Raw genomic sequence first — 25,629 nt, forward strand, 5'->3', positions numbered from 1 at the left:
CGCCCCCGCCGGGGAGGAAGCCGCAGAGGCAGGGGCAGGGGAGCCGGCGGAGAGACCGCCGGCTCCGGATGTCAGCCGCCGAGCGCCTTGAGCCAGCCCTTGCGCGCCTCGAGCGCTTCGGTGGCCTTGGCGATGGCCCCGGCGTTCTTGGACGCCTTCGCCTTCTCGAGATCGGCCTCGAGACCCGCGATCGCGTCGCGCAGCTGCTGCGTCATGTCGTTCTGACGCGCCTTCGTCTCGGGGTTGTTCGACTTCCAGTCGGCGTCCTCGCGCGCCTTGAGGCTCTGCTCGATCTTGCGGAGGTCGTCGTCGAGGCCCCGCTCGGCCTCGCGGGGGAACACGCGTCCGATCTCGTCCCAGCGGCGCTGGATGCCCGTCAGGAGCGTGCGGGCCTTCACCAGGTCCTTCTCCTGCGGCACCGCGGCCGCCTCGGCGAGCAGCTCGCGCTTGGCGTCGATCTTCTCGCGCGAGGCTTCGGCGTCGGCCTGCTCGCGGTCGCTGCGCGCGGCGTAGAGTGCGTCGCCGGCCGCCTTGAAACGGGCCCACAGGGCGTCGTCCGCCTTCTTGCCCGCGCGGCCCGCGCTCTTCCACTCGTCCAGCAGCGTGCGGTACGCGCCGATGCCGTCCTCACCCTTGCTGGCGAGGGCCTCGGCCCGCTCGACGAGCCGCGCCTTGGCGTCGCGCGCGGAGCGGTGCTGCTCGTCCATGCCGGCGTAGAACTCACGACGGTGCTTGTCGAGAACCGCACGCGCGTCGCGGAATCGCTTCCACAGCTGCTGGCCCGTGCTCTTGGGAAGGCGCGGCCCGGTGGCCTGGTGCGCCTGCCACTGCGCGAAGAGCTCGCCCACCTCGGCGGTCGTCTGCTTCCACTGGATCGACTTCGGATCGCGGGCGGCGATGGCCTCGATGCGCTCGACGAGAGCGGTCCGCTCGGCGATCGCGGCATCCACCGCTTCGCGCTGGGCCTGGGCCTCCTCCGCGGACGCCTCGCTGAGCGCGGCATCCAGGGCGGAGAGGCGCTCTTCCAGCGCCGCGAGGTCGCCCACCGCGGCCGCGCCGGTCACACGCTCGCGAACGGTCGCGAGGGTGGCCCGCAGATCGGATGCCGAGGCGCCGCCGTTGCGGTGGCGCACCTCGAGCAGGGTGACCTCGCCGGCGAGGTCGACGTACTTGCGCTCGAAGTAGGCCAGCGCCTCCGCGGGCGTGCCGTCCGGGTACTGGCCCACGACGCGCCACTCATCGCCCTCGCGCACGGAGACGGTGCCGTCGTCGTCGACGCGGCCGAACGTGTCGGGCACCGCCGACGGCAGGGGTGCGACGGCCGCCCGACGCGCCGGCGGGCGCGGCACGGGAACGGCTCGCGGCGTCGGCACGGGAGCCGCACCGGCGTCCGCGGCGGGCGCAGGGTCGGCGGCGGGTTCTTCGACGGGAGCCGACTCCACCGGCGCCTCGTCGGAGGGCGCCTCGTCGACGGGCGCGGGCGCGGTCGGAGCGTCGGCGTCCACGCCGTCGTCGGCGAGCACGGGTTCCTCGACGGCGGCCTGCTCTGCGGGCTCGTGGTCGGGCTGGGAAAGGGAGACGTCAGTCACGGATAGCACCTCGTCGCGGCGCACGCCGCATGGGGGTTCGGTCGGCTTACAGCCTATATGCGCGACCCCGTCGTCCGTGGTGGGCGCACGCACCCGCCGGACCCGGGGCCGGACGCGTCAGGGAGTGGGGGTCGGCGTCGGGATCTGCGACGACCCGGGCAGCTCGATCGGGGTCGGCGCGGGGGTGCCGGTGTCGGTGGGAACCGGCGTCGGGGCGCCCGGTCCCGTCGTGTAGTAGGCGACCTGGCCGCCGACGACGGCGAGGATCAGCAGACCGCCGGCGACTCCGGCGATGAGGTTGTCGCGGCGGCGACGCGCGATCAGGCCCTCATGGAACTCCTGGCGCGCACGGTAGGCCCGCGCCCGCTCCTTCTCGACGCGCGATTGCTTCTTCCCTGTCGCCGCAGCCACCCGGACCTCCCTCGTTCCCCGCGATCCGGGGGCGCACAAACACTACGCGAAGACTACGTGTCGGCCGTTCCCGCCCACAAACGGGCGCCGTCGCGTCCCCGTCGGCGACCCCGGCGTCGGGGGGCGCGGATAGCCTGGGTGCGTGGCATCGGCATCCGCTCTCTTCCAGGGTCAGACCCCGTTGGCCGTTCGGATGCGCCCCACGTCGCTCGACGAGGTCGCCGGGCAGGCGCACCTGCTGCGCCCGGGGTCGCCCCTGGTCGCGCTCGCGGATCCGTCCGGCGCGGCCAAGACCGCCGTCTCGGTGATCCTCTGGGGACCGCCGGGCACGGGCAAGACCACGCTCGCGCAGGCCATCGCGCGCACCTCGGGGCGCCGCTTCGTCGAGCTGTCGGCGGTGACGGCGGGCGTGAAGGACGTGCGCGAGGTCATGCAGGAGGCCATGACCCAGCGCGACCTCTACGGGATCTCGACGATCCTGTTCCTCGACGAGATCCACCGGTTCACCAAGGCGCAGCAGGACGCGCTGCTTCCCGGCGTCGAGAACGGCTGGGTCATCCTCATCGCGGCCACGACCGAGAACCCGTCGTTCTCGGTCATCTCGCCGCTGCTGTCGCGCTCGCTGCTGCTGACGCTGCAGCCGCTGACCGACGACGATCTGGGCCTGCTCCTGGACCGCGCCGTCGACGACGCGCGCGGGCTCGCCGGCCGCGTCCGGCTCGACGCGGAGGCGCGGACGGCCCTCATCCAGCTCGCGTCGGGCGACGCCCGCCGGGCGCTGACGTCGCTGGAGGCGGCGGCCGCGATGGTCGCCGACGGCGACGAGACGGCAGACGAGTCCGAGGTCGAGGCGCCCACCGTCACCGCCGCTCAGGTCGCCCAGGCCGTCGATCGCGCCCTGCTGCGCTACGACCGGCAGGGCGACGAGCACTACGACGTCATCAGCGCGTTCATCAAGTCCATCCGCGGATCCGACGTGGATGCCGCGATGCACTACCTCGCGCGCATGATCGAGGCCGGTGAGGACCCGCGCTTCATCGCGCGGCGCCTGGTGATCTCGGCATCCGAGGACATCGGGCTCGCCGACCCTCAGGCGCTCGTCATCGCCGTCGCGGCCGCCGACGCCGTGGCGTTCATCGGCATGCCCGAGGGCAGGATCCCGCTCGCGGAGGCGACCGCCTACCTCGCGACGACGGCGAAGTCGAATGCCGCGTACACGGCGATCGACAAGGCGATCGCCGACGTCCGCGCGGGCGGCTTCGGCCGCGTCCCCACCCACCTTCGCGACGCCCACTACCCGGGCGCCAAGCGCCTCGGCCACGGCAAGGGGTACGTCTATCCGCACGATCTCGAGGTCGGTGTCGCGACGCAGCAGTACCTGCCGGACGAGCTCCGCGGCCGTCACTACTACGAGCCGACGGGACGCGGGCTCGAGCGCGACATCGCGGCCCGCGTCGAGAAGATCCGGAAGATCCTCGGCGACTGACGCGGCCGCCCCGGTGCGAGGATCGGATGATGGACGACGACAGCGCAACAACCCCCTGGGTCCGCCTCGGCCAGGAGACCGTCTACGACGGCTACACCACGGTGCGCCGTGACACCTACCGTCTTCCCGACGGCTCCGTCTCGGACTGGGACGTCCTCGTGCAGGGCGACACGGTCGCGGTGATCGCGGTGACGGACGCGGGCCGTGCGCTGCTGTTCGAACAGTTCCGCGTCGGCCCGCGCACGCCCGTGCGGGAGCTTCCGGGCGGCCTCATCGATCCCGGTGAGGACCCGGTCACCGCAGCGGCGCGGGAGCTGCGGGAGGAGACCGGCCACCGCGCGGCGGCCCTGTTCCACGCCGGCTCGGAGTGGTCGGGCGCCAACTCGACGCGGCGCAAGCACGTCGTGATCGCCGCCGGATGCCGCCGCGTCGGCGAACCGCGATGGGAGACGGGCGAGACGGGCACCGTCCTCACCGTCACCCTCGACGCCCTCATCGCCCACCTGTTGTCGGGAGACCTGAGCGACGCGGGGGAGGCGGTGCGGGGCCTGCAGGTCTTCCTGCGATCCGACCTCGACGATCCGACCCTCCGCGACCTGCAGGGCGTCGTCGGCTCGGCGTGGACGGGGGACGACGGCGCCGCGGTCGGTGCGGCGACGGCGACGGCGGCGGCGGATCCGGCGGCAGCGGAGGACGACCTCGACCGGTTCTGGGAGCACGTCGACCTCGAGCGACCGGAGCGGGCCCGCGCCGAGCTGGCCGCGATCCTGGCCGCCCGCGGGCAGGACGACGCCCGCGCGAGCTACGAACGCGCCTCTCTGCACGATTCCCTCGGAGAGGAGCGGGAGGCGATCCCGCTCTATCGCGACGCCCTCGGCCGGGGACTGGCGGGCCCGCACCGCACACGCGCGGTCATCCAGCTGGCCAGCTCCCTGCGAAACGTCGGCGAGTCCTCGGCGGCCATCGCCCTTCTGCAGGGCGTCGCCGACGACGACCCCCTCATCGACGCCGCCCGCGCCTTCCTCTCGCTCGCGCTGTTCTCCGACGAGAAGCCGGCGCGCGCGCTGACCACCGCCCTCACCACCCTCGCTCCGCGACTGCCGCGCTACCAGCGCGCGGTCCGCGCGTATGCGGCAGAGCTGAGCGCACCCGATCGCGTCCGCGCCATCGCCGTCGGGCTCCTCGTGCACGACGGTCGCGTGCTGCTGGAGTCGTACCCCGCGAACGGCCGGCACGGCGAGTTCCTCCGGGCGCCGGGCGGCGGAATCGCCTTCGGCGAGCCGGCCGCGGTGGCACTCGCCCGCGAGTTCGCGGAGGAGCTCGACGCCCCACTCGACGACGTCGAGCCGCTCGGCGTCACCGAGAACATCTTCGATGGCCCCGCCGGACGCGGCCACGAGATCGTGCACGTCTTCCGGGTGCGCTCGCGCACGCTCAGCGCCCTCCCCGTCGACGGGCGGATCGCGGTCCGCGACAGCCACACGAGCGTCGGCTGGTACGACATCGCCGCCGCGGCGCGGGACACGACACGGCCCGTCTACCCCGTCGGCATCCTCGACCTGCTCGGCTGACCCGCGCGCCCCGGCGCGCACGGGCGATGTGCCAGGCTGGCGGGGTGTCGGCTCTGCTTCTCGGTGTCCTGGCGGTCGCGCTGCTCAACGTCTACGCCGCCGTGCTCGTCGTGCTGCGAGCCCGCGTGTACGCCGTGCGGCTGTACCGGCCGATGCTCGTGAACATCGGCCTGTCCTTCCTGCCGGTGCTGTTGGCGATCGTCTTCGGGGTCGGCTTCCTGCTGCTGACACCCGTGTTCGGCCGCGCGGCGCAGGCGGTCGACGGCGGCGGCACGGTCGCGATCTGGGTCTACCTCGTCATCGCGACCGCCGTCTGGCTGCTGTTCTTCCCGAACTCGGTCTACCTCATCACGGAGCTGAACTTCAGCCACCGGGGGCGGGCGACTCCCGTCCCGCTCTGGTACGACATCGTCCAGACGCTGGCGCTGACGCTGTCGGGCATCGCGAACGCCGTCCTCAGCCTGGCGGTCGTCCAGACGATGGTCGTCCTGCTGCTCGATCCGGCGGACCGGCGCATTCCCGGCGGAAGCTGGGTGTTCGCCGGGGTCGTGATCGTGCTCGGCGCCGTCGGGGTCTACCTCGGCCGCTACCTGCGGTTCAACAGCTGGGACGTGCGCCATCCCACCTCGATGATCCGCAAGCTCACCGGGCACCTCCGCCTGCGCGGGAAGGCGCTGGAGGCCTTCGGTTTCGTCCTGACGCACGCGCTGCTGATCGCGCTCCTGTACGTGCCGCTGTTCGCGCTGGGCTGGTCCGCGCTCAGCGGGGGAGCGCTCTGATAGGCTTGAGGGGCTCGAAACCGGTTTTCGGGCATCCCCTCTCTTCTTGACCGACCTTCCGGCATGCCCCGGCGTGCAGTCCGGACAGGGCGAGGAGAGGCGATACGTCCGCGAGGCGCGACAGTCGCGTCCGCGTAACGAAAGGAACACTTCGTGGCTACGAAGTCCCAGGACCGCCGCAAGGTGCGTCTGTCGCGTGCCCTCGGCATCGCGCTGACCCCCAAGGCAGCCAAGTACCTCGAGAAGCGCCCGTACGCCCCCGGCGAGCACGGCCGCACCAAGCGCAAGCAGGACAGCGACTTCGCCGTCCGTCTGCGCGAGAAGCAGCGTCTGCGCGAGCAGTACGGCATCCGCGAGAAGCAGATGCGCAACACGTTCAACGAGGCCCGCCGCAAGGACGGCCTGACCGGTGAGAACCTGGTCGAGCTGCTCGAGATGCGCCTCGACGCCCTCGTGCTGCGTGCCGGCTTCGCCCGCACCACCGCGCAGGCCCGTCAGCTCGTCGTGCACCGCCACATCCTCGTGGACGGCCAGCTCGTCGACCGACCGTCGTTCCGTGTGAAGCCGGGTCAGCTCATCCACGTCAAGCCGAAGAGCGAGTCGCTGGAGCCTTTCCAGGTCGCCGCGCTCGGTGGCCACGCCGAGGTCCTGCCCCCCGTTCCGGGCTACCTCGAGGTCGAGCTCGACAAGCTCCAGGCGCGTCTCGTGCGTCGCCCCAAGCGCGCCGAGGTCCCCGTGACCGGTGACGTGCAGCTCGTCGTCGAGTACTACGCCGCGCGCTGAGCCGTTTCGACTCGCGGCATCCGCTCAGCGATCGGATGCCGCCCGAAGGGCGTCGGGGTTCCCCCGGCGCCCTTCGCCGTCCCCGCGCCCACCCGGATCACCCGTGCACCTAACATGGAACCCATGAAGAGCGTGCTGTGGTTCGTCGTCGGACTCGCGGGGGGCTTCGTCGCCGCCCACCTGGTGAACAAGGATCCGCGCGGCCACGAGGTGCTCGCGGAGGTCGATGCCCGCATCACCGAGTTCACCGACCGCATCGGCGAGGCCTATCGCGCCCAGGAGGCGAAGATCGACGGCATCGCCGAGAACGTCAAGGATGCCGCAGCCCACGCCGTGGAGGCCGCGAAGGATGCCGCCTCCAGCGCCGTCGACGCCGCGGCCGACGCCGTCGAGAACGCCGACTGACCCACCCCGCACCGTCCCCGTCCGGGACCGCCCGATCCCGCACGCCCGTGCTCTGCCGAGGAACCCACAGATGAAGACCGCCGAGATCGCCCAGCGCTACCTGGACTACTTCGAGAAGAACGGGCACACGATCGTGCCCTCGGCATCCCTGGTCACCGACGACCCGGCGCTGCTGTTCACCGTGGCCGGCATGGTGCCGTTCATCCCGTACCTGTCCGGCGACGTGCCGGCGCCCTACGCGCGCGCGGCCGACAACCAGAAGTGCATCCGCACGAACGACATCGAAGAGGTCGGCAAGACGCCGCGCCACGGCACGTTCTTCCAGATGCTCGGCAACTGGTCGTTCGGCGACTACTTCAAGGAAGGCGCGATCCGCTACGCGTGGGAGCTGCTGACCACGGCGGAGGAGGAGGGCGGCCTCGGCTTCGACCCGAAGGACCTCTGGGTCACCGTGTACGAGGAGGACGACGAGGCACACGACCTGTGGCTGCGCCTCACCGACCTGCCCGAGGAGCGCATCCAGCGCCTCGGCAAGGACACGAACTACTGGTCGACCGGTCTTCCCGGCCCCGCCGGTCCCTGCTCGGAGATCTTCTTCGACCGCGGTCCCGCCTACGGCATCGACGGGGGTCCGGCCACCGACGACGACCGCTACGTCGAGATCTGGAACCTCGTGTTCATGCAGTACGAGATCACCGACGTGCGCAGCAAGTACGACTTCACGATCGTCGGCGAGCTGCCGAACAAGAACATCGACACCGGCATGGGGCTCGAGCGCATCGCGTTCCTCAAGCAGGGCGTCGACAACATGTACGAGACCGATCAGGTGCGCCCGGTGCTCGACGCCGCGGTCGCCCTCTCCGGAAAGGCGTACGGCGCGAACCACGAGGACGACGTGCGCTTCCGCGTCGTCGCCGACCACGTGCGCTCGTCGCTGATGCTGCTGAGCGACGGGGTCACGCCCGCCAACGAGGGCCGCGGCTACATCCTGCGTCGCCTCATGCGCCGCGTCATCCGCTCGATGCGGCTGCTGGGCGTGGACGGCCCGACCTTCGAGATCCTCTTCGCCGCGTCGCGCGACGCGATGAAGGAGGCGTACCCGGTCGTGGGCATCGACTACGACCGTCTCGTCGCCTACGCCCTCGCCGAGGAGGCGACGTTCCTGCGCACGCTCGCGGCGGGCTCCGAGAACCTCGACGCCTCGATCGCCGCGGCCAAGGATGCCGGCGCCACCGCGATCGGCGGCGCGGAGGCGTTCCTCCTGCACGACACGTACGGGTTCCCGATCGATCTGACGATGGAGATCGTGGAGGAGGCGGGCCTGTCCGTCGACCGCGACGCGTTCGACTCGCTGATGCATGAGCAGCGCGCCCGCGCGAAGGCCGACGCCCGCTCGCGCAAGCGTCAGCTCGCCGACACGAGCGTGTACCGCGACTTCCGCGCGCACGGCGAGACGGTCTTCACCGGCTACACGGAGTGGGAGACCCCGTCGACCGTGCTCGGCCTGCTCGTCGACGGCGCCCCCGCCCAGCGCGCGCTGCAGGGCCAGATCGCCGAGGTGATCCTCGCCGAGACCTCGCTGTACGCCGAGAGCGGCGGCCAGGTCGCCGACAAGGGCGTCATCGTCGGCCCGGGCTACGAGCTCGAGGTGCTCGATGTGCAGCGTCCCGTCCCGGGTCTGGTGAGCCACACGGTCGAGGTCACCTCCGGCGAGGTCGGCGTCGGGCAGCCGGCGACGAGCGTCGTGGACGCCGTCAACCGTCGCGCCGCGCAGCAGGCCCACTCGGCGACCCACCTCGTGCACGCGGCCCTGCGCGACACCCTCGGCAGGTCCGCGACGCAGGCCGGATCGCTGAACCGCGCCGGTTACATGCGCTTCGACTTCTCGTGGGGCCAGACCCTGTCGGAGGCGACGAAGACGGAGATCGAGGAGATCGCGAACAACGCCGTGCGGGACAACCTGCAGGTGACCACGCGCGTGCTTCCCCTCGACGAGGCGAAGGCCGCCGGCGCGATGGCGCTGTTCGGCGAGAAGTACGGCGACACCGTGCGCATGGTGGACATCGGCGGCCCGTGGTCGCGTGAGCTGTGCGGCGGCACGCACGTCGCGTCCAGCGCCGAGATCGGTCTGATCAACCTCGTGGGGGAGTCCTCGGTGGGGGCGTCGACGCGCCGCGTCGAGGCCCTGGTCGGGCTGGACGCCTTCCGCGAGCTGGCGGCCGAGCGCGCCATCGTGTCGCAGCTGACCAGCTCGCTGAAGACGCCGAAGGATCAGCTCGCCGCCCGCGTCGCGGATCTGGCCGCGAGCCTCAAGGCCGCCGAGAAGCGCATCGCCCAGTTCGAGGCGAAGGCGCTGGAGAGCCGCCTGCCCGAGTTGGCGGCGACGGCGCAGCAGATCGGGGCCTACCGTGTCGTCGCGCAGACGCTCGGCACGGCGGCATCCGCCGACGATGTGCGTACGCTCGCGCTGCAGATCCGCGAACGGGTCGGGGCCGGAGCCGTCGTGGCGCTCGGCGCCGACGTCGGCGGGCGGCCGATCGTGATCGTCGCCACCGACGATGCGGCCCGCGGCGCCGGTGCGAAGGCCGGCGTGCTCGCCAAGACCGCCGCCGGCGTGCTCGGCGGCGGCGGGGGAGGCCGCGACGACGTCGCCCAGGGCGGCGGGACGGATGTCAGCGCCCTTCCGAGCGCGCTCACCGCCCTCACCCGCGCGCTGGAGACCCCGGGCGCGTGAGCGGATTCCGCCCGGGCGTGCGCCTCGGCATCGACGTCGGGAAGGCGCGCGTCGGGGTGGCGCGGTGCGACCGCGACGGCCTGCTGGCCGTCCCGGTCGAGACGGTGGCGCGCACCGACGCCGCCGTCGCGCGCATCGTCGAGCTCGCCGAGGAGTACTCCGCCATGGAGCTGCTGGTGGGACTGCCGATCAGCCTCGCGGGCGGGGACACCGCGTCCACCGCGGACGCGCGGGAGTTCGCGGCGGCGCTGCGCGCGGCATCCGGGATCGACGTGCGACTGGTGGACGAGCGGCTCAGCACGGTGACCGCCCACGCGGCCCTGCGCAGCGCCGGGCGCTCTCAGCGTTCGTCTCGTAGGATTGTCGACCAAGTCGCCGCGGTGGTCCTGCTGCAGCAGGCGATCGATGTCGAGAAGAGCACCGGTGCCCCCGCCGGCGCCGCCGTGCCCGATCTGCAGGAGCCCGTCTGATGCCCGAAACCCCGCCGAACGACGATGAGTTCGCGGACCTGTTCAGCAAACTCCCGACGCCGCGGAGCGCGGCGCCGTCGTCCGGTGCTCCCGGGGGCTCCGAGACCCGTGCGAGCGACCGACCCCGCGCCGAGGAGCCGCCGGCCGTCCCGCCGTCGCGCCGCGCCGCCCGGGAAGCGGCCGCCGGGGGCGGGGCCGCCGGGGAAGGGGCGGGGGGGGGCGCCGCGACCTCCCCGGTCGCGAACGTGCCCGCCGCCGCGGCCGAGCCGCCCGCCGACCTCGCCGCGAGCGCGCCGCCCGTGTCGGCGCGCAGGGGGGAGCCGGCCGGCCCCGTCACCGCAGCCGATGCCGCCGGCGAGGGCGCCGTCGACGCACCGGAGCGCCGCGAGGAGCCGCCGTCGGAGCACCACCAGCTCGCCGCGCTGTTCCAGGCCGAAGAGCACGCCGAACGCGAGCGTGTGAAGCAGCACGACCGGGACCGCCGCAAGAGCCGCATCGCCGGCTGGGTGATCTTCGGCGTGATCCTCGCCATCGTCGGCGGGATCGCCGGCGGCGGCTTCTACGTGTGGAACACGTACGAGGACAAGATCCGCTCGTTCATGGGCTGGGAGGAGCCGAAGGACTACGAGGACGGCATCGCGGAGGGCGACGCGACGGTGACCATCGTCAGCGGCGACACCGGCTCGACGATCTCCACGACGCTCTTCCAGGCCGGGGTCACGAAGACCGACGGCGCGTTCTACGACTACCTCATCAAGACCGGCCAGAACCCGACCTTCCAGCCCGGCGTCTACGCGCTGAAGCAGAAGATGTCGTCCGCGGCGGCCCTGAAGGCCCTGGAGGATCCGGCCAGTCGTCGGGAGAACACGGCGCAGCTGCCCGAAGGCCTCACCATGGAGTCGACCCTCACGCGGCTCGCCGACGGCACCGGCATCCCGCTCGCCGATCTGCAGGCCGCCGCCGCCGACCCGTCGCAGTACGGCGTCGCGGCGACGACGCTGGAGGGCTGGCTGTTCCCGGCGACCTACACCTTCGACCCCGGCACGAGTGCGCAGCAGGTGATCAAGACCCTCGTAGACCGCACGGTCTCATCGCTGGATGCCGCCGGCGTTCCCGTCGACCAGCGTGAGCGCATCCTGACGGTCGCCTCGATCATCCAGCGCGAAGCGCGGTTCACCGCCGACTTCTACAAGGTGTCGCGCGTCATCGAGAACCGCCTGGACCCGGACAACGAGGAGACCCACGGCCTCCTGCAGATGGACTCCACCGCGCAGTACGGCTACAACGAGATCAACAAGGGCACGGCCAGCTCCTCGGCCGAGGCCCTCGCCAACGACAACCCGTGGAACACCTACCTCCACCCGGGACTGCCGGTGGGGCCCATCGCGAACCCGGGCGACCTCGCGATCGACGCCGCCATGCACCCCGCCGACGGCCCCTGGCTGTACTTCGTGACCGTCAACCTCGAGACGGGCGAGACCGTGTTCAGCACGACCTACGCCGAGCACGAGAAGGCCGTCGCCCAGTGGCAGCAGTGGTGCGCCGCCAACGCCAGTGACGACTGCTGACGCCTCGACCGCCTCCGCGGCGCTGCCCTCGGGCACCGCTCTGGAGGTGTGGGGCGACCCCATCGACCACAGCCTGTCGCCGCGGCTGCATCGCGCCGCGTACGCGCGGCTCGGCCTCGACTGGACCTACGGTCGGCGGCGCGTGGCCGCGGCCGATCTCCGCGCCGTTCTGGACGGCCTGCCGCCCGCTTTCCGCGGGCTGTCGCTGACCTTCCCGCTGAAGGCCGAGGCGTTCGCCGCGGCCACCCGCCGCGACCGCACCGCGACACTCACCGGTGCCGTCAACACGCTGGTGCTCACCGAAAGGGACCGGGTCGGGTTCAACACCGACGTCGGCGGCATCGTCGCGGACGTGCGCGCGCAGGGCGTCGACGGCGTGGAACGGGCGCGCATCGTGGGCGCCGGCGCGACGGCGACATCCGCCCTCGTCGCCCTGGCCCAGCTGGGCGCGCAGACGGTCGAGGTCGTCGCGCGGCGCCCCGAGGCGGCCGCCGCCCTCCTCGAGCTGGGCGCGCGCCTGTCGGTGCGGGTGACGACGGCTCCGACGGATGCCGAGGCCCCGGCATCCGTGGATCTCACCGTCTCGACGCTGCCGGGCGGCACCACCCTCGCCGACGAGACCTGCCGCCGCCTGGCCGCCGGCGGCGGGCTCCTCTACGACGTCGTCTACGGGCACTGGCCCACCGATCTCGCCCGGGCGTGGGAGGACGCCGGCGCTCCCGCCGTCGACGGGCGCGGGATGCTGCTGCACCAGGCGGTGCTGCAGATCCGGGCGTTCCTGACGGGGGATCCGGAAGTGCCGCTCGCCGACGAGGTTGCCGTCGTGGACGTCATGGCCCGCGCGCTCGTGGGAGACTAGGCGAATGCTCCGCGTGCTCACGGCCGGCGAATCGCACGGCCCCGAACTCGTCGCCTTCATGGAGGGACTGCCCGCCGGCGTCCCCGTCTCGCGCGCCGCCATCCAGGCCGATCTCGCGCGCCGCAAGCTCGGCTACGGCCGCGGCTCGCGGATGAAGTTCGAAGAGGACGAACTCACCATCTCGTCCGGCGTCCGACACGGCTTCAGCATGGGAAGCCCGATCGCCCTGCGCATCGGCAACACCGAATGGCCGAAGTGGACCGAGGTCATGAGCGCGGAGCCCGTCGAGCTGACGGAGAAGTCCCGCGGCCGCGGGGCCGCTCTCACCCGCCCGCGCCCCGGACACGCCGACCTCGTCGGCATGCAGAAGTACGGTTTCGACGAAGCCCGCCCGATCCTGGAGCGCGCCAGCGCCCGCGAGACCGCGGCGCGCGTCGCCCTCGGTGCGATCGCCCGGGGTTTCCTCGGCGAGCTCGGCATCCGTCTCGTGAGTCACACCCTCTCGATCGGTCCCGTGCAGGTGCCCTCCGACGCGGCGCTGCCGACCCCCGACGACGTCGAGGCGCTCGACGCCGATCCGCTGCGGTGCTTCGACCCCGCGACATCGGCGCGGATGGTGGCCGAGGTGGATGCCGCGAAGAAGGACGGCGACACGCTCGGCGGCATCGTGGAGGTGCTCGCCTACGGGCTGCCGCCCGGCCTCGGTTCGCACGTGCAGTGGGACCGCCGCCTCGACGGCCGGCTCGCGCAGGCCCTCATGAGCATCCAGGCCATCAAGGGCGTCGAGGTGGGCGACGGCTTCGAGACCACGCGCCGGCGCGGGTCGGCCGCCCACGACGAGCTGTTCGCGGCGTCGGAGGGCATCACGCGCGCCTCCGACAAGGCGGGCGGCACCGAGGGCGGCATGTCCACCGGCACCGTCCTGCGCGTGCGCGCCGGGATGAAGCCGATCGCGACCGTCCCGCACGCGCTGCGCACGATCGACGTCGCGACCGGCGAGGCCGCGACGGCCCACCACCAGCGCTCCGACGTGTGCGCGGTGCCCGCGGCCGGCGTGGTCGCCGAGGCGATGGTGGCGATCGTGCTCGCGGAGGCGGTGCTGGAGAAGTTCGGCGGCGACAGCGTCGCCGAGACGCGGCGGAACCTCGAGGGCTACCTCGCCGCCATCCCGGGCACCCTGCAGACGGCGTCGGACAGCGACGACGCCCTGTCGCTCGGATGACGGGGCGCGCACTCGTCCTGATCGGGCCGATGGGAGCCGGCAAGACGAGCGTCGGCCGCCGCGTCGCGAGGGCCCTGGATCGACCGTTCACCGACACCGACAAGATCGTCGTCCGCGATCACGGGGCGATCGCCGACCTGTTCGCCACGCACGGCGAGGCGCACTTCCGCTCCGTCGAGCGCCTCGCGGTGCAGGAGGCCCTCGCCGTCGGCGGGGTGGTCGCCCTCGGCGGCGGGTCGGTTCTCGACCCCGCCACCCGCGATGACCTCCGACGGCACGACGTCGTGCTGCTGACCGTCCAAGCGCACATCATCGCCTCGCGCATCGGGGGCGGCGCGCGCCCGCTCCTGGCCGGCGAAGACCCCGTGGCGCGCTGGACCCGCATCTTCGATGAGCGGCGCCCCGTGTACGAGCAGGTCGCCGACATCACCTTCGACACCTCGACCGGACCCCTCGCCGATGTCGTGGCCGGCATCGTCGACTGGGTGCACGCAGACGCCCGGCGTCAGGAGGACTCATGAGCGAGAACACCGTCATCACCGTCGCGGGAGATCAGCCCTACGACATCACGATCGGCCGCGACATCCTTCCCCTCGTCGGCTCGGCGCTGCCCGAGACGGCCCGCAAGGTGCTCGTGATCCACCCGCCGACCCTGGCGGCGCAGGCGGCGCAGCTGCGAGAGCTGCTGATGACGACCGAGCGTCAGGTGCTCCTGGCCGAGATCCCCGATGCCGAGTCCGGCAAGCGGGTCGAGGTCGCGGCCTTCTGCTGGCAGGTGATGGGACAGGCCGACTTCACCCGCACCGACGCCGTCGTCGGCTTCGGCGGCGGCGCGGTCACCGATCTCGCCGGGTTCGTGGCCGCCACCTGGCTGCGCGGCGTGGCGGTCGTCCAGGTGCCCACCACCGTGCTCGGCATGGTCGACGCCGCCGTGGGCGGCAAGACCGGGATCAACACCGCGGAGGGCAAGAACCTCGTCGGGGCGTTCTGGCCGCCGCGCGCCGTCGTCTGCGATCTGGCGATGCTCGACTCGCTGAGCCGCAACGAGCGGGTGGCCGGTTTCGCCGAGGTCGTCAAGGCGGGGTTCATCTGGTACCCGGAGATCCTCGACCTGATCGAGGCCGACCCCGACGCCGCCGTCGACCCGCAGTCGCCCGCCTTCCGCCGCTGCATCGAGCTGGCCATCGAGATGAAGGCTCGCGTCGTGGGGGAGGACCTGCGCGAGGCGGGGCTTCGGGAGGTGCTCAATTACGGGCACACGCTGGGTCACGCGATCGAGCACGCCGAGCGGTACCAATGGCGCCACGGCGCCGCCATCTCGGTGGGGATGCTGTTCGCCGCCGAGCTGTCGCGGCTGGCGGGGCGTCTCTCGGACGACGCCGCCGCCCGGCACCGCCGCATCCTCGAGCTGCTGGGCCTGCCCACCTCCTACCGCTCGGGAGCATGGAAGCAGCTGCTGGCGACGATGCAGCGCGACAAGAAGACGCGGGGCGCGATGCTCCGTTTCATCGTGCTCGACGACATCGCCAAGCCGACGGTCCTCCAGGCACCGGACGAGTCGCTGCTCTTCGCCGCCTATCAGGACGTCGCGGAGTGACGGACGAGCCGGACGTCCGCCGCGTGCGGATGCCGGAATGGCGCCAAGTGCGTGACCTGCGGATCGAGGCCGTCGGCGATCCCGCGGCATCCATCGCGTTCCTGACCACCATCGAGCAGGAGCGAGCGCGCGACGACTCCTTCTGGCGTGAGCGGGCCGCGGGCGCCGCGATCGGCACGGATGCGGCGCAGTTCATCGCCGACGACGACGGCCGCTGGGTCGGAACGGTCACGGTGCTCCTGCGCGAGCCGGGGGCATCGGATCATCTCGATCGCGCCGTGACGGCGTCGCGAGCGGACCTCGTGGGCGTCTACGTCGCGCCCTCGCACCGGGGGACGGGGCTGCTCGGGCGACTCGTCGACGCCGCCCACGACTGGGCCCGCGACCGCGGCGCCGAGGCGCTGACCCTCGACGTGCACGTCGACAACGCCCGCGCGCAGGCCGCTTACCGCCGGCTCGGCTTCGTGCCGACGGGGGAGACGTTCTCGAGCGCGATCGGCGCCGAGATCGTGATGCGGCGCCCCCGCCCCTGAGCGGCACACGGCCGCACGCCGCACCCGGCGAGGGGACGCGGCGTGCGGCCGTTCCGGCGCGTCAGGCCGAGACGCTCTCGCGCGTCCGCACGGTCGTGCGCGGGAGGCCCAGCTGTGCGGTCGGGACGCTGCGGGTCTCGCGCGCCGTCGCCGCGCTGACGATGGCGATGAGGGCGATCACGGCGGTGAAGATGCTGATGACGACCCACCCGCCGGGGGCGACGCCGCCCAGCGCGGTGACGATCGAGGGAGCGAATCCGGCCATGAGGAAGCCGAGCTGCGTGCCGATCGCCATTCCGGAGAAGCGCACCCGCGTCGAGAACATCTCGCCGTAGAACGACGGCCACACCGCGTTGGCCGCCGCGTAGCCGAACGAGAAGGTCAGCACGGCGAGCACCAGGGTGAGGAAGGTGTTGCCGCTGCTCATCGAGAGCATGTAGAAGGGCATCAGCGCCGCCGACGCGGCCGCGCCGTAGATGAAGACGGGCTTGCGTCCGTAGCGGTCGGCGAGGGTACCGAAGAAGGGCTGCGTGCCGAGCGCGACGACGTTGGCGATGACGACGAGCCAGAGGGTCAGGCTCTCCGCCAGTCCCACCTGCTTGCCGTAGGCCAGGGCGAGGTTGCCGAAGACCGTCGAGACGGCGGCGATGAAGGCGCAGAAGATCACGCGCAGGACGTCGCGCCAGTGATCGCGCAGCAACGGGATCAGGGGCAGACGGGCGATCTTGCCCTCCGCCTTCGCGTCCTCGAACTCGGGGGTCTCGTGAAGGGAGCGGCGGATGACGTAGGCGACCACGACGACGACGGCGCTCAGCCAGAAGGGGATGCGCCAGCCCCAGCTGAACTTGAGCTCGTCGGGCATGGCGACCACCGGGATGAAGATCAGCGCCGCGAGGATCTGCCCGCCCTGTGTGCCGGTCAGCGTCCAGGAGGTGAAGAACGAGCGTCGGTCGTCGGGTGCGTGCTCGAGGGTCAGCGACGACGCGCCGGCCTGCTCGCCGGCGGCGGACAGTCCCTGCAGGAGCCGGCACAGCACGAGCAGCGCCGGGGCGGCCCAGCCGATCTGTGCGAAGCCGGGGAGGCAGCCGATGATGAACGTCGATGCCCCCATGAGGATGAGGGTGAACATCAGCACCTTCTGACGGCCGATGCGGTCGCCGAAGTGGCCGAGGATGACCGCGCCGAACGGACGCGCGATGTAGGCGAACCCGAACGTGGCGAACGACATCACCAGCGCGGCCTGGTCGCCGCTGGGGAAGAAGACGGTGGGGAAGATCAGCGCGGCGGCGGAGCCGAACAGGAAGAAGTCGTAGTACTCGACGGCGCTGCCCATGAAAGAGGCCACGGCGGCTCTGACAGGGGTCTTCCGCGCCATTGCGGATTCGGACATCGGTGGTTCTCCTTCGAAGGGGACGTGAGCGCCGGACTCGGGTCAGCGGGTGAGCACGTCGTGGTCGGCGGCCACGAGAGCGTGGAAGTGGGCGGACATCCGATCGGCGTCGGGCCGGATGCCGGTGATCAGCTCGAAGGCGTCGACGGCCTGGAACACGGCCATCCGTCCGCCGTCGAGCGTCGGGGCCCCGAGAGCGCGCGCGGCCCGCAGCAGCGCCGTCTCATAGGGGCGGTAGACGATGTCGGCGACCCAGAGGGTCGGCCGCAGGAGCACCGCGTCGACGGGCATCCCGGGGTGTTCGGCCATCCCCGTGGGCGTGCAGTGGACCAGTCCGTCCGCCGCGGCCAGCAGGACGGCCAGCTCGTCGGCGGCACCGACGGCGACGCGCTCGACTCCGTGGCGCGACCGCAGATCGTCGACAAGTTCCGCCGCGCGACGGCCGTCGATGTCGACCACGATCAGTCGACCGACGCCACCGCGCAGGAGCGCATCGGCGACCGCCGACCCCGCACCTCCGGCACCGAGCTGCACGACGCGGTCGGTCGCGACGCCGGGGAGGCCGGACACGAACCCGGCGGCGAAGCCGGTCGTGTCGGTGTTGTGGCCGATACGGCCCTCCGGCGTGAACAGCACGGTGTTGACGGCGCCGAGCGCCGCGGCCAGCGGGTCGAGGTGGTCGAGGTGGTCCAGGACGAGCCGCTTGCACGGATGCGTGACGTTGAGGGCGTCGTAGCCGAGGCGCTCCGCCCACGTGAGGATGTCGCCGATTGCGGTGGGGGACAGGCCGAGCGCCGTGATGTCGAGGGGGCGGTAGACGTACTCGAGACCGAGCTCGCGCGCGGCCGCCATGTGCATCGGCGGCGTGAGCGAGGGCGTGACCCCGCTGCCGACGAGTCCCACGAGATAGGGACGCCGAGCGGTGTGGGTGACGATCACGGGTGTACTCCTTCGTACGCTCCGGTCTATGTACTAACCGGTACGTTCAGAGTGAACCACGGCAATTCCACGACGTCAAGGATCGGCCGGGAAAAACCCCGGCCATCCTCGCGCTCAGCGCGCGGCGAGCCAGGAGACGACGACGTCGCCGATGAGCGCGCGCAGGTGCGCACTGCGGTCGTCGAAGTCCATGTCGAACAGGTAGCCGAAGGTGTGACGGTTGGCCACCTGGAACACGCAGTAGGCGCTGATGACCAGGTGCACGTCGATCGCGTCGACATCGGACCGCAGGACGCCGTCGGCGCGCCCGCGCTCCAAGATGTCATCGAGCAGCGTCTTGGCCGGCTGGGAGAGGGAGCGCAGCGCATCGATGCGGCGGATGAACGCTCCACGATGGATGTTCTCGATCGAGACCAGACGGATGAAGTCGTCGTGGGTGACGTGATAGTCGAACGTCAGCTCCGCCAGCTCCCGGATCGCCGCGAGGGGATCGGTGTGGGCCAGGTCGATCCCGCGCTCCGCATCACGGATGCCGCGATACGCGTTCTCGAGCACCGCGAGATACAGGCCCTCCTTGCTGCCGAAGTAGTAGTAGATCATCCGCTTCGTCGTGCGGGTGCGCTCCGCGATGTCGTCGACACGCGCACCCGAGTAGCCGTCCTGCGCGAACACCTCCGTCGCCACCGCGAGCAGCTCCGCCCGGGTGCGTTCCGCGTCGCGCTGCTGGACCACCATCCGCTCAGGATATCGACGGGCGAGACCGAACCTCGCAGGCGAGGCCTACCGCACGTATGTACCGGATGGTACATTTCCCGGCATGAGAACCTCGATCGCGACCGTGTGCGTCAGCGGCACTCTCGTCGACAAGCTGCACGCCTGCGCCGAGGCCGGCTTCGACGGCGTCGAGGTCTTCGAGCCCGACCTGGTCGCGGCGCCCGAGAGCCCGGAGGAGATCCGCGCCGTCGCCGACCGCCTCGGCCTGACGCTCGATCTCTTCCAGCCGCTGCGCGACGTCGAAGGCGTCGACGAGGCGGAGTTCGCCCGCGTGCTGCACCGCGCCGAGGCGAAGTTCGCCCTCGCCGCGCGCTTGGGCATCGACCTCGTGCTGTGCTGCAGCAACGTGGCGACGGCGACGGTCGACGACGACGAGGTGAGCGCGGTGCAGCTGCGCCGCCTCGGCGATGTCGCCGCGCGGCACGGTGTGCGCATCGCGTTCGAAGCGCTCGCCTGGGGACGCTTCATCGACGACTACCGCCGGGCGTGGCGGGTCGTGCAGCTCGCCGACCACCCGGCCGTGGGGCTGTGCCTCGACTCGTTCCACATCCTCTCGCGCGGCCACGACCCGTCCGCGATCCGCGACATCCCGGGCGAGCGCATCTTCTTCCTGCAGCTGTCCGACGCGCCGCGACTGTCGATGGACGTGCTGTCGTGGAGCCGGCACCACCGCCTGTTCCCGGGCGAGGGCAGCTTCGATCTCGTCGGCTTCATGGGTCAGGTGCTGCACACCGGCTACTCGGGGCCGTGGTCGCTCGAGGTCTTCAACGACACCTTCCGGCAGACGGACTCCGCGCGCACGGCGCTGCACGCGCACCGGTCACTGAAGTGGCTCGAGGACGCCGTGGCGCGACGGTATCCCGATCTACCCGACCTGGAGATGCTGCCCGACTCCGCAGCGCCCTCCGGCATCGACTTCGTCGAGATCCGCGCCGAGGACACTTCTCCGGTCGAAGCGCTGCTCTCGCAGGCGGGATTCACCTCCCGCGGACGCCACCGCTCCAAGCCGGTGACGTTGTGGTCGGCCGGGCGGGCGCGGGTCGTACTCAACGAGCAGCACGCGCGCGACATGGCGCCTCACCTGGCCGCCGTCGGGTTCGAGGTCGACGACGCGGAGGCCGTGTCGCGCCGCGTCGACGCCCTGCAGACGCCCCGGGCCTACCGACGCACCTACGCCCGCGAGCAGCAGCTCGACGCCGCCGTGGCCCCCGGCGGGATGGCGGTGTTCTGGACGCAGGCCGCCGACGCCGGCGAACCCTCCTGGACCCGCGAGTTCGAGCACGGCGAGGTCGCCGCCGCGAGCGCCGTGACGGGCTTCGACCATGTCAGCATGACGCAGCCGTGGCAGGAGATCGACGAGACGACGCTGTTCTACACGGCGGCCTTCGGCCTCCACGTCGCCAGCAGCACCGACGTGCCGGGCCCGCAGGGGCTGGTGCGCAGCCGGGTCCTCGCCGGGCCCGGCGAGGACGGCGTGCGACTGCCGCTGAACGTTGCGCCCCCGATCGTGGCCGAACAGGGCAGCGCCACGGGTCTGGCGCAGCACGTCGCGTTCGCGTGCGACGACGTCCGCGCGCTGGCCCGCGCGTCCCGCGCGCGGGGGATGCAGCTGCTGCGCATGCCGCAGAACTACTACGACGACCTCGCGGCCCGCTTCGACCTGCCGACCGAAGTCATCAGCGAGCTGCGCGCGCTCGACATCGCGTACGACCGCGACGCCGACGGCGAGTACCTGCACGTCTACACCCGCACCGTCGGGCAGATCTTCTGGGAGTTCGTGGAGCGCCGCGACGGCTACGCCGGCTTCGGCGCCGGAAACGCCCCCATCCGCCTCACCGCGCAAGGCGACGCCGCCCGGTGAGCGGCCGCGCTGATAGTGTGCCGACGATGAGCGAGACGCGACGACTGCTGCTGGTCAACGGCCCCAACCTCAACCTCCTCGGCACCCGCCAGCCCGAGATCTACGGTCGCGACACCCTCGCGGACGTCGAACGCCTCACCCGGGATGCCGCCGCGGAGCGCGGCTTCGAGGTGCGGGCCGTGCAGAGCAATCACGAGGGCGTGCTCCTCGACGCGATCCACGAGGCGCGCACCGACTGCGCCGGGATCGTGATCAATCCGGGGGGCCTGACGCACACGTCCGTCGTGCTCCGCGACGCGCTCGCGGGCGTCTCGCTGCCGGTCGCCGAGGTGCACATCTCCAACATCCTCGAACGCGAGGCCTTCCGGCACCACTCCTACGTTGCGGACGTCGCCGCCGTCCACGTCATCGGCGAGGGCGTCTCGGGCTACGCGCGCGCGGTCGCTCTGCTCATCGACGTCATCACGGGTGCGGCGGAGGGCTGACGCCCGGGCCCGCGGAGGAGCGTGGGCTAAGATCGACTGTCGGCCGCGCGCCACCGCGTGCGCCACCTCGAACTCACGAACGGAAACTCCACACTCATGGCATCGACCGCAGACATCAAGAACGGCGTCGTCCTCAGCATCGACGGACAGCTCTGGAGCGTCGTGGAGTTCCAGCACGTGAAGCCCGGCAAGGGCGGCGCCTTCGTCCGCACCAAGCTCAAGAACGTCATGACCGGCAAGGTCGTCGACAAGACGTTCAACGCCGGCGCGAAGGTGGAGATCGAGAACGTCGACCGCCGCGACTTCACCTACCTCTACAACGACGGCGAGGGCTACGTCTTCATGGACGTCGCCGACTACGACCAGATCACGGTCGGCGCCGCGACGGTCGGCGATTCCGCGAACTTCCTGCTCGAGAACCAGCAGGTGCAGATCGCGCTCAACAACGGCAACCCGCTCTACATCGAGCTCCCGGCCTCCGTCGTGTTGGAGATCACCTACACCGAGCCCGGTCTGCAGGGCGACCGCTCGTCGGCGGGCACGAAGCCCGCGACCGTCGAGACCGGCTATGAGATCCAGGTCCCGCTGTTCCTCGAGACCGGCACCAAGGTGAAGGTCGACACCCGGACGGGCGACTACCTCGGCCGCGTCAACTGACGCGCGGCATCCGATCACATGAGCGCACGCTCCAAGGCGCGAAAGCGCGCCCTCGACATCCTCTACCAGTCCGACGTCCGCGGTGACGACCTCGCCGTGACGCTCGCGGCCGAGGCCAAGCGCGCGGCGAACGAGCCCGCCCGCGAGGCGTCCTGGCTGTACGCACGCGAGATCGTCGACGGCGTCATCGACAACCGCGACGAGATCGACGAGCAGATCGTCACGCACGCGCGCGACTGGAAGCTCGAGCGGATGCCGGCGGTCGACCGTGCCATCCTGCGCCTGGCCGTCTGGGAGCTCATGTTCAACGACGAGGTGCCCTCCGCGGTCGCCATCGACGAGGCCGTGGAGCTCGCGAAGGAGTTCTCCACCGACGACTCCGGCTCGTTCGTGCACGGCGTGCTCGGACGTATCGCCCGCACCGCCTGACGTCACATCCGTATGGCTGGGGGGGGAATCTCCTCTCCCCGGCGGGCTGGCAGGCCGACAGCCACGTGGTGCCCGGGGCCGGCCATGTCGTCGACGCCCTGGAGGGCGGTCTGGCCGAGGGCTTCGCCCGCCTGTACCCGCGCCTCGGTCTCTCCGCACCCTGACTCCCGCCTCGCCTGAGCGGGCGCACAGCCTCTCGCGCGTAGACTCGGGAGCTGTTCGACCAGGAGGACCCATGCGGATCACAGGCCTCGGCCACGCCGGAATGTTCATCGAGACGACGGGCGGCAGCATCCTGTGCGACCCCGTGATGGGGCCGAGTTTCTTCGGTTCGTGGTTCCCCTTCCCCGACAACCGCGGCCTGGACTGGGAGCGCTTCGGGAAGGCGGACTTCCTCTACATCTCGCACCGTCACCGCGACCACTTCGACCCCACGCTGCTGGAGCGGTACGTGCCGAAGGACATCCGCGTCCTGCTGCCGGAGTACCCGACCGACGACCTCGAGGTGGACCTCCGCCGCCTCGGCTACGACAACATCGTCTACACCCAGGCGGGCCGGACGATCGAGTACCCCGGCGGGCTGAAGATCATGGTCACGCCGCTGCGCGCGCCCAGTGACGGCCCGATCGGCGACTCCTCGCTGAGCGTGGACGACGGCACCGCCAGCATCCTGAACCAGAACGACTCGCATCCGCTCGACCTCGACCGGCTGCTCTCGTTCTCGAAGCCCGACGCGTACTTCACGCAGGTGTCGGGGGCGATCTGGTGGCCCATGGTCTACGACCTGCCGCAGGACTCCAAGCAGCACTTCGCGAAGCTCAAGCGCGACGCGCAGAACAAGCGCGCGATGTACTACATCGAGAAGGTGGATGCCGAGCACGTCTTCCCGATGGCGGGTCCGCCCATGTTCCTGCGTGAGGACCTGTTCCGTTTCAACGGGTGGGGCCTGGAGGACGACTCGATCTTCACCGATCAGCGTCAGTTCCTCGCGCACATGCGCGACGAGCGTCCCGACCAGAAGGGCTACGAGTTCGTGCCCGGCACGCAGGTCGACCTCGACGGCGGGGCGATCGAGATCACCCAGACCCTCTACTCGGCGGAGGAGATCGACCGCGTCTTCGACGACAAGTGGGCCTACCTCGCCGAACAGCGCGACAGCCGTCAGGGAGAGGTCATCGCCGAGATCGCCACCCGCGCCGAGCCGATGGCACCCGACGAGATGCTCGCGGCACTGCAGGAGTGGTGGGAGCCGCTGCTGCGCCGCGCTCGCACGATCCGCACCGGGGTGGGCGGCAACGTCCGCTTCCGCATCGGCGAGCTCGACATGGTCGTCGACTTCCCGAAGGCCAAGGTGCGCGCGTACGCGGGGGAGGAGTGCATCTACTGGTACACGATCCCCGCCGATCTCGTCTCGACGAACATCCGCGACCACGAGATCGACTGGTCGAACTCGATCTTCCTGTCGATGCAGTTCGAGGTGGGCCGCAGCGGCAAGTTCAACGAGTTCCTCACCACGTTCCTGAAGTGCCTCTCGCGCGACCGCATCGAGTACGTCGAGAACTGGTACGCCGAGCAGTCGGATCAGACCGAGGATGCCGAGATCGACGGCTGGAACGTGCAGCGGCGCTGTCCGCACCTGCGCGCCGACCTCACCAAGACGGGCAAGATCGAGGACGGCGTGCTCACGTGCGCCCTCCACGACTGGAAGTGGGACCTGGCGAGCGGACAGTGCCTTACCGCACCGGGGCATCCGATCCGCGCGGCGCGCGTCAGCGAGACGGCCTCCGCGCAGACGTCGTGACCCGGCTCTGACGCACGGGATTCACGTCGTCAGGATTCGCCTCGCGCGCTTCGTGAGTCGCACGGGCGACGTCGTCACCGGCCGCCACCGATGATCCCTGCCGTGCCACGGCGGTGCCGTGACCTCGGGCACGCCGCTGTTGATGCGCAGCTGCCGGCCGATGCGGTCGAGGAAGCGGTGGTGGTACCAGCACAGCAGCACGCCGATGCGTCCGCCTGGGCGGCTGGCGACGCGTTGGATCGCGCCGGCGCAGGCGACGTGGCGGGCGACCATGGTGCTGACGGCCTGATCGCAGCCCTGCGCGTGGGCGTAACCCGTGCCCGCGATGAGATCGTCGGCCTCGACGGAGACCACCAGGGTGGGCGCGTGGGCGCCGACCCTGGGCAGGAGCCCGCTGGATGCCGCGACACCGAGTGCCGCCGCGAGCGCATCGTGCTGCTTCTGCGGGCGGGTGCGCTCATCCCGGGCGACGAGCGGGTCGTCGTCAAGGGCGGTGAACGGGTCGTCGAAGGCGACCGCGGGGGAGAGGTGGGCATCGAAGATGGTCTGCAGCTGCGCCGCCACCTCGGGCAGCAGGGTTCCTCGGACGGGCACTCCGGCCGCGGTGGCGACACCGAGCACGAGCGAGCGCTTCCGCTCGGCCACCCGCTCGCGCGGCTCGGCGCCGTCCTGATCGAGCGCGAGCGCCCACGTCTGCGCGTGGATGCGCAGCAGCTCGGCGCATGCGGGCGGCGCGGCATCCGGCCCCTCGCCCCGGGCCGCCGCGACCACGATGTCGGCGGCGTCCCGGCGTGCGTCCGCGGAGACGCGCGGCGCGGTCTGCTGGAGGGGTCCGGTGATCGCGAGGATGCCGTCGGTACCGACCACCCCGTCGACCATCGCGGCCCGCACCGACGGGAACGGCGCGTCGAGCGCCTCACCGGTCGTGGGCGACACGGCGCGGCGGACAGCCGTCGCCGCCCGCTGCAGCCGGGCCGCCGACCGCGGTTCGAGCCGGGTGAGCGTCTGCAGCAGATCGGTGACGTCGCGGCATCCGAGGTGCGAGGTCATCCGCTCGTCGCGCACGGGGTTCTCCGACCGGCGCATGACCTCGCCGGTCGCGTCGATCAGGAGCGCCTCGACGAAGCGGCCGATCTCGGCGATCGCGGCGATCTGCCGGGCGAGCTCGCCTTCGGTGCCCCGCTCGAAGACACGGTTCGAGGCCGCCGCGCGCAGCACGTGCACGACCTGCGAACGCAGGTCGTCGAGGTGCGTTGCGAGGAGGTCCATACCCCCATTCTGCCGAG

24 protein-coding genes are annotated in these 25,629 nt (G+C 71.5%); 18 read left to right on the plus strand and 6 right to left on the minus strand.

Features of this window, described 5'->3' with window-relative positions:
* Positions 1–71: 71 nt before the first annotated feature.
* Positions 72–1,589: a DUF349 domain-containing protein gene (locus AC1Q49_RS00110; protein WP_492490613.1), complete on the minus strand. Its 1,518-nt coding sequence runs from the start codon at positions 1,587–1,589 to the stop codon at positions 72–74.
* Positions 1,590–1,706: 117 nt separating this feature from the next.
* Positions 1,707–2,000: a dioxygenase gene (locus AC1Q49_RS00115; protein WP_101306387.1), complete on the minus strand. Its 294-nt coding sequence runs from the start codon at positions 1,998–2,000 to the stop codon at positions 1,707–1,709.
* 193 nt (positions 2,001–2,193) lie between these two features.
* Here AC1Q49_RS00115 and AC1Q49_RS00120 point away from each other — a divergent pair, with 193 nt between their 5' ends.
* The 13 genes from AC1Q49_RS00120 (at position 2,194) to AC1Q49_RS00180 (ending at position 16,007) form a co-directional block, all read left to right on the plus strand.
* The gene (locus AC1Q49_RS00120) at positions 2,194–3,486 is read left to right on the plus strand and encodes a replication-associated recombination protein A (protein WP_061781829.1); all 1,293 of its coding nucleotides are present in this window, start codon (positions 2,194–2,196) and stop codon (positions 3,484–3,486) included.
* Positions 3,487–3,515: 29 nt separating this feature from the next.
* Positions 3,516–5,057, plus strand: a complete 1,542-nt coding sequence (locus AC1Q49_RS00125) for a tetratricopeptide repeat protein (RefSeq protein ID WP_492490614.1) — start codon at positions 3,516–3,518, stop codon at positions 5,055–5,057.
* 44 nt (positions 5,058–5,101) lie between these two features.
* A complete protein-coding gene (locus AC1Q49_RS00130; RefSeq protein ID WP_492490615.1) occupies positions 5,102–5,836 on the plus strand; it encodes a DUF1361 domain-containing protein in 735 nt (244 codons plus the stop codon).
* A 153-nt stretch (positions 5,837–5,989) separates the two neighbouring features.
* Positions 5,990–6,619 (plus strand): 30S ribosomal protein S4, encoded by a 630-nt coding sequence (gene rpsD / locus AC1Q49_RS00135; RefSeq protein WP_060959594.1) that lies wholly within the window; start codon positions 5,990–5,992, stop codon positions 6,617–6,619.
* Between the two features lie 123 nt (positions 6,620–6,742).
* Entirely contained in the window at positions 6,743–7,024 is a 282-nt protein-coding gene (locus tag AC1Q49_RS00140; RefSeq protein WP_223848932.1) for an ATPase, read from the plus strand.
* A gap of 70 nt (positions 7,025–7,094) precedes the next feature.
* Positions 7,095–9,758 (plus strand): alanine--tRNA ligase, encoded by a 2,664-nt coding sequence (gene alaS / locus AC1Q49_RS00145; protein WP_205282995.1) that lies wholly within the window; start codon positions 7,095–7,097, stop codon positions 9,756–9,758.
* Positions 9,755–10,228 carry a Holliday junction resolvase RuvX gene (gene ruvX, locus AC1Q49_RS00150; RefSeq protein WP_101306390.1) on the plus strand — a complete coding sequence of 158 codons (474 nt, stop codon included), beginning with the start codon at positions 9,755–9,757 and terminating at the stop codon, positions 10,226–10,228. Before alaS ends, ruvX begins: the two co-directional genes overlap by 4 nt.
* Positions 10,228–11,796, plus strand: a complete 1,569-nt coding sequence (gene mltG, locus AC1Q49_RS00155) for an endolytic transglycosylase MltG (protein WP_492490616.1) — start codon at positions 10,228–10,230, stop codon at positions 11,794–11,796. The genes ruvX and mltG overlap by 1 nt, the downstream gene beginning before the upstream one ends.
* A complete protein-coding gene (locus AC1Q49_RS00160) occupies positions 11,783–12,655 on the plus strand; it encodes a shikimate dehydrogenase family protein (protein ID WP_492490617.1) in 873 nt (290 codons plus the stop codon). The genes mltG and AC1Q49_RS00160 overlap by 14 nt, the downstream gene beginning before the upstream one ends.
* Before the next feature lie 4 nt (positions 12,656–12,659).
* Complete coding sequence (aroC, locus tag AC1Q49_RS00165) at positions 12,660–13,877, plus strand: chorismate synthase (RefSeq protein WP_060958594.1); 1,218 nt, start codon at positions 12,660–12,662, stop codon at positions 13,875–13,877.
* Positions 13,874–14,398 (plus strand): shikimate kinase, encoded by a 525-nt coding sequence (locus AC1Q49_RS00170; protein ID WP_492490618.1) that lies wholly within the window; start codon positions 13,874–13,876, stop codon positions 14,396–14,398. The genes aroC and AC1Q49_RS00170 overlap by 4 nt, the downstream gene beginning before the upstream one ends.
* Positions 14,395–15,474 (plus strand): 3-dehydroquinate synthase, encoded by a 1,080-nt coding sequence (aroB, locus tag AC1Q49_RS00175; protein ID WP_060958596.1) that lies wholly within the window; start codon positions 14,395–14,397, stop codon positions 15,472–15,474. The genes AC1Q49_RS00170 and aroB overlap by 4 nt, the downstream gene beginning before the upstream one ends.
* On the plus strand, positions 15,471–16,007 hold the full coding sequence (locus AC1Q49_RS00180; RefSeq protein WP_492490619.1) for a GNAT family N-acetyltransferase: 537 nt from the start codon (positions 15,471–15,473) through the stop codon (positions 16,005–16,007). Before aroB ends, AC1Q49_RS00180 begins: the two co-directional genes overlap by 4 nt.
* 61 nt (positions 16,008–16,068) lie before the next feature.
* On the opposite strand, the gene AC1Q49_RS00185 is transcribed toward AC1Q49_RS00180, so the two are convergent.
* From AC1Q49_RS00185 to AC1Q49_RS00195, 3 genes are all read right to left on the minus strand, one after another.
* Positions 16,069–17,397: an MFS transporter gene (locus AC1Q49_RS00185; RefSeq protein ID WP_060958598.1), complete on the minus strand. Its 1,329-nt coding sequence runs from the start codon at positions 17,395–17,397 to the stop codon at positions 16,069–16,071.
* Between the two features lie 42 nt (positions 17,398–17,439).
* Positions 17,440–18,336 (minus strand): shikimate dehydrogenase, encoded by an 897-nt coding sequence (locus AC1Q49_RS00190; protein WP_223848935.1) that lies wholly within the window; start codon positions 18,334–18,336, stop codon positions 17,440–17,442.
* A 114-nt stretch (positions 18,337–18,450) separates the two neighbouring features.
* Complete coding sequence (locus AC1Q49_RS00195) at positions 18,451–19,071, minus strand: TetR/AcrR family transcriptional regulator (protein WP_191008627.1); 621 nt, start codon at positions 19,069–19,071, stop codon at positions 18,451–18,453.
* Positions 19,072–19,153: 82 nt separating this feature from the next.
* On the opposite strand from AC1Q49_RS00195, the gene AC1Q49_RS00200 reads away from it, so the two are divergent.
* From AC1Q49_RS00200 to AC1Q49_RS00220, 5 genes are all read left to right on the plus strand, one after another.
* Positions 19,154–20,971, plus strand: a complete 1,818-nt coding sequence (locus AC1Q49_RS00200; protein ID WP_492490620.1) for a sugar phosphate isomerase/epimerase and 4-hydroxyphenylpyruvate domain-containing protein — start codon at positions 19,154–19,156, stop codon at positions 20,969–20,971.
* Between the two features lie 26 nt (positions 20,972–20,997).
* A complete protein-coding gene (aroQ, locus tag AC1Q49_RS00205; RefSeq protein WP_060958602.1) occupies positions 20,998–21,456 on the plus strand; it encodes a type II 3-dehydroquinate dehydratase in 459 nt (152 codons plus the stop codon).
* A gap of 96 nt (positions 21,457–21,552) precedes the next feature.
* On the plus strand, positions 21,553–22,113 hold the full coding sequence (efp, locus tag AC1Q49_RS00210) for an elongation factor P (RefSeq protein WP_060958603.1): 561 nt from the start codon (positions 21,553–21,555) through the stop codon (positions 22,111–22,113).
* An 18-nt stretch (positions 22,114–22,131) separates the two neighbouring features.
* Complete coding sequence (nusB, locus tag AC1Q49_RS00215) at positions 22,132–22,542, plus strand: transcription antitermination factor NusB (protein ID WP_101306397.1); 411 nt, start codon at positions 22,132–22,134, stop codon at positions 22,540–22,542.
* A gap of 235 nt (positions 22,543–22,777) precedes the next feature.
* Complete coding sequence (locus AC1Q49_RS00220; RefSeq protein ID WP_492490621.1) at positions 22,778–24,343, plus strand: Rieske 2Fe-2S domain-containing protein; 1,566 nt, start codon at positions 22,778–22,780, stop codon at positions 24,341–24,343.
* A gap of 21 nt (positions 24,344–24,364) precedes the next feature.
* Here AC1Q49_RS00220 and AC1Q49_RS00225 read toward each other — a convergent pair whose 3' ends face one another.
* A complete protein-coding gene (locus tag AC1Q49_RS00225) occupies positions 24,365–25,612 on the minus strand; it encodes a DUF222 domain-containing protein (RefSeq protein WP_492490622.1) in 1,248 nt (415 codons plus the stop codon).
* Positions 25,613–25,629: the final 17 nt, after the last annotated feature.

This window comes from Microbacterium sp. MPR-TSA4 (genome assembly GCF_058792815.1).

Excerpts from the sequence above, each read along its gene's own strand:
- AC1Q49_RS00170 (WP_492490618.1), top strand. The coding sequence starts at position 13,874 with ATGACGGGGCGCGCACTCGTCCTGATCGGGCCGATGGGAGCCGGCAAG.
- AC1Q49_RS00185 (WP_060958598.1), bottom strand. The coding sequence starts at position 17,397 with ATGTCCGAATCCGCAATGGCGCGGAAGACCCCTGTCAGAGCCGCCGTG.
- aroB (WP_060958596.1), top strand. The coding sequence starts at position 14,395 with ATGAGCGAGAACACCGTCATCACCGTCGCGGGAGATCAGCCCTACGAC.
- AC1Q49_RS00140 (WP_223848932.1), top strand. The coding sequence starts at position 6,743 with ATGAAGAGCGTGCTGTGGTTCGTCGTCGGACTCGCGGGGGGCTTCGTC.
- AC1Q49_RS00195 (WP_191008627.1), bottom strand. The coding sequence starts at position 19,071 with ATGGTGGTCCAGCAGCGCGACGCGGAACGCACCCGGGCGGAGCTGCTC.
- aroQ (WP_060958602.1), top strand. The coding sequence starts at position 20,998 with ATGAGCGAGACGCGACGACTGCTGCTGGTCAACGGCCCCAACCTCAAC.
- nusB (WP_101306397.1), top strand. The coding sequence starts at position 22,132 with ATGAGCGCACGCTCCAAGGCGCGAAAGCGCGCCCTCGACATCCTCTAC.
- aroC (WP_060958594.1), top strand. The coding sequence starts at position 12,660 with ATGCTCCGCGTGCTCACGGCCGGCGAATCGCACGGCCCCGAACTCGTC.
- AC1Q49_RS00200 (WP_492490620.1), top strand. The coding sequence starts at position 19,154 with ATGAGAACCTCGATCGCGACCGTGTGCGTCAGCGGCACTCTCGTCGAC.
- mltG (WP_492490616.1), top strand. The coding sequence starts at position 10,228 with ATGCCCGAAACCCCGCCGAACGACGATGAGTTCGCGGACCTGTTCAGC.
- AC1Q49_RS00125 (WP_492490614.1), top strand. The coding sequence starts at position 3,516 with ATGGACGACGACAGCGCAACAACCCCCTGGGTCCGCCTCGGCCAGGAG.
- AC1Q49_RS00220 (WP_492490621.1), top strand. The coding sequence starts at position 22,778 with ATGCGGATCACAGGCCTCGGCCACGCCGGAATGTTCATCGAGACGACG.
- AC1Q49_RS00120 (WP_061781829.1), top strand. The coding sequence starts at position 2,194 with ATGCGCCCCACGTCGCTCGACGAGGTCGCCGGGCAGGCGCACCTGCTG.
- efp (WP_060958603.1), top strand. The coding sequence starts at position 21,553 with ATGGCATCGACCGCAGACATCAAGAACGGCGTCGTCCTCAGCATCGAC.
- AC1Q49_RS00225 (WP_492490622.1), bottom strand. The coding sequence starts at position 25,612 with ATGGACCTCCTCGCAACGCACCTCGACGACCTGCGTTCGCAGGTCGTG.
- alaS (WP_205282995.1), top strand. The coding sequence starts at position 7,095 with ATGAAGACCGCCGAGATCGCCCAGCGCTACCTGGACTACTTCGAGAAG.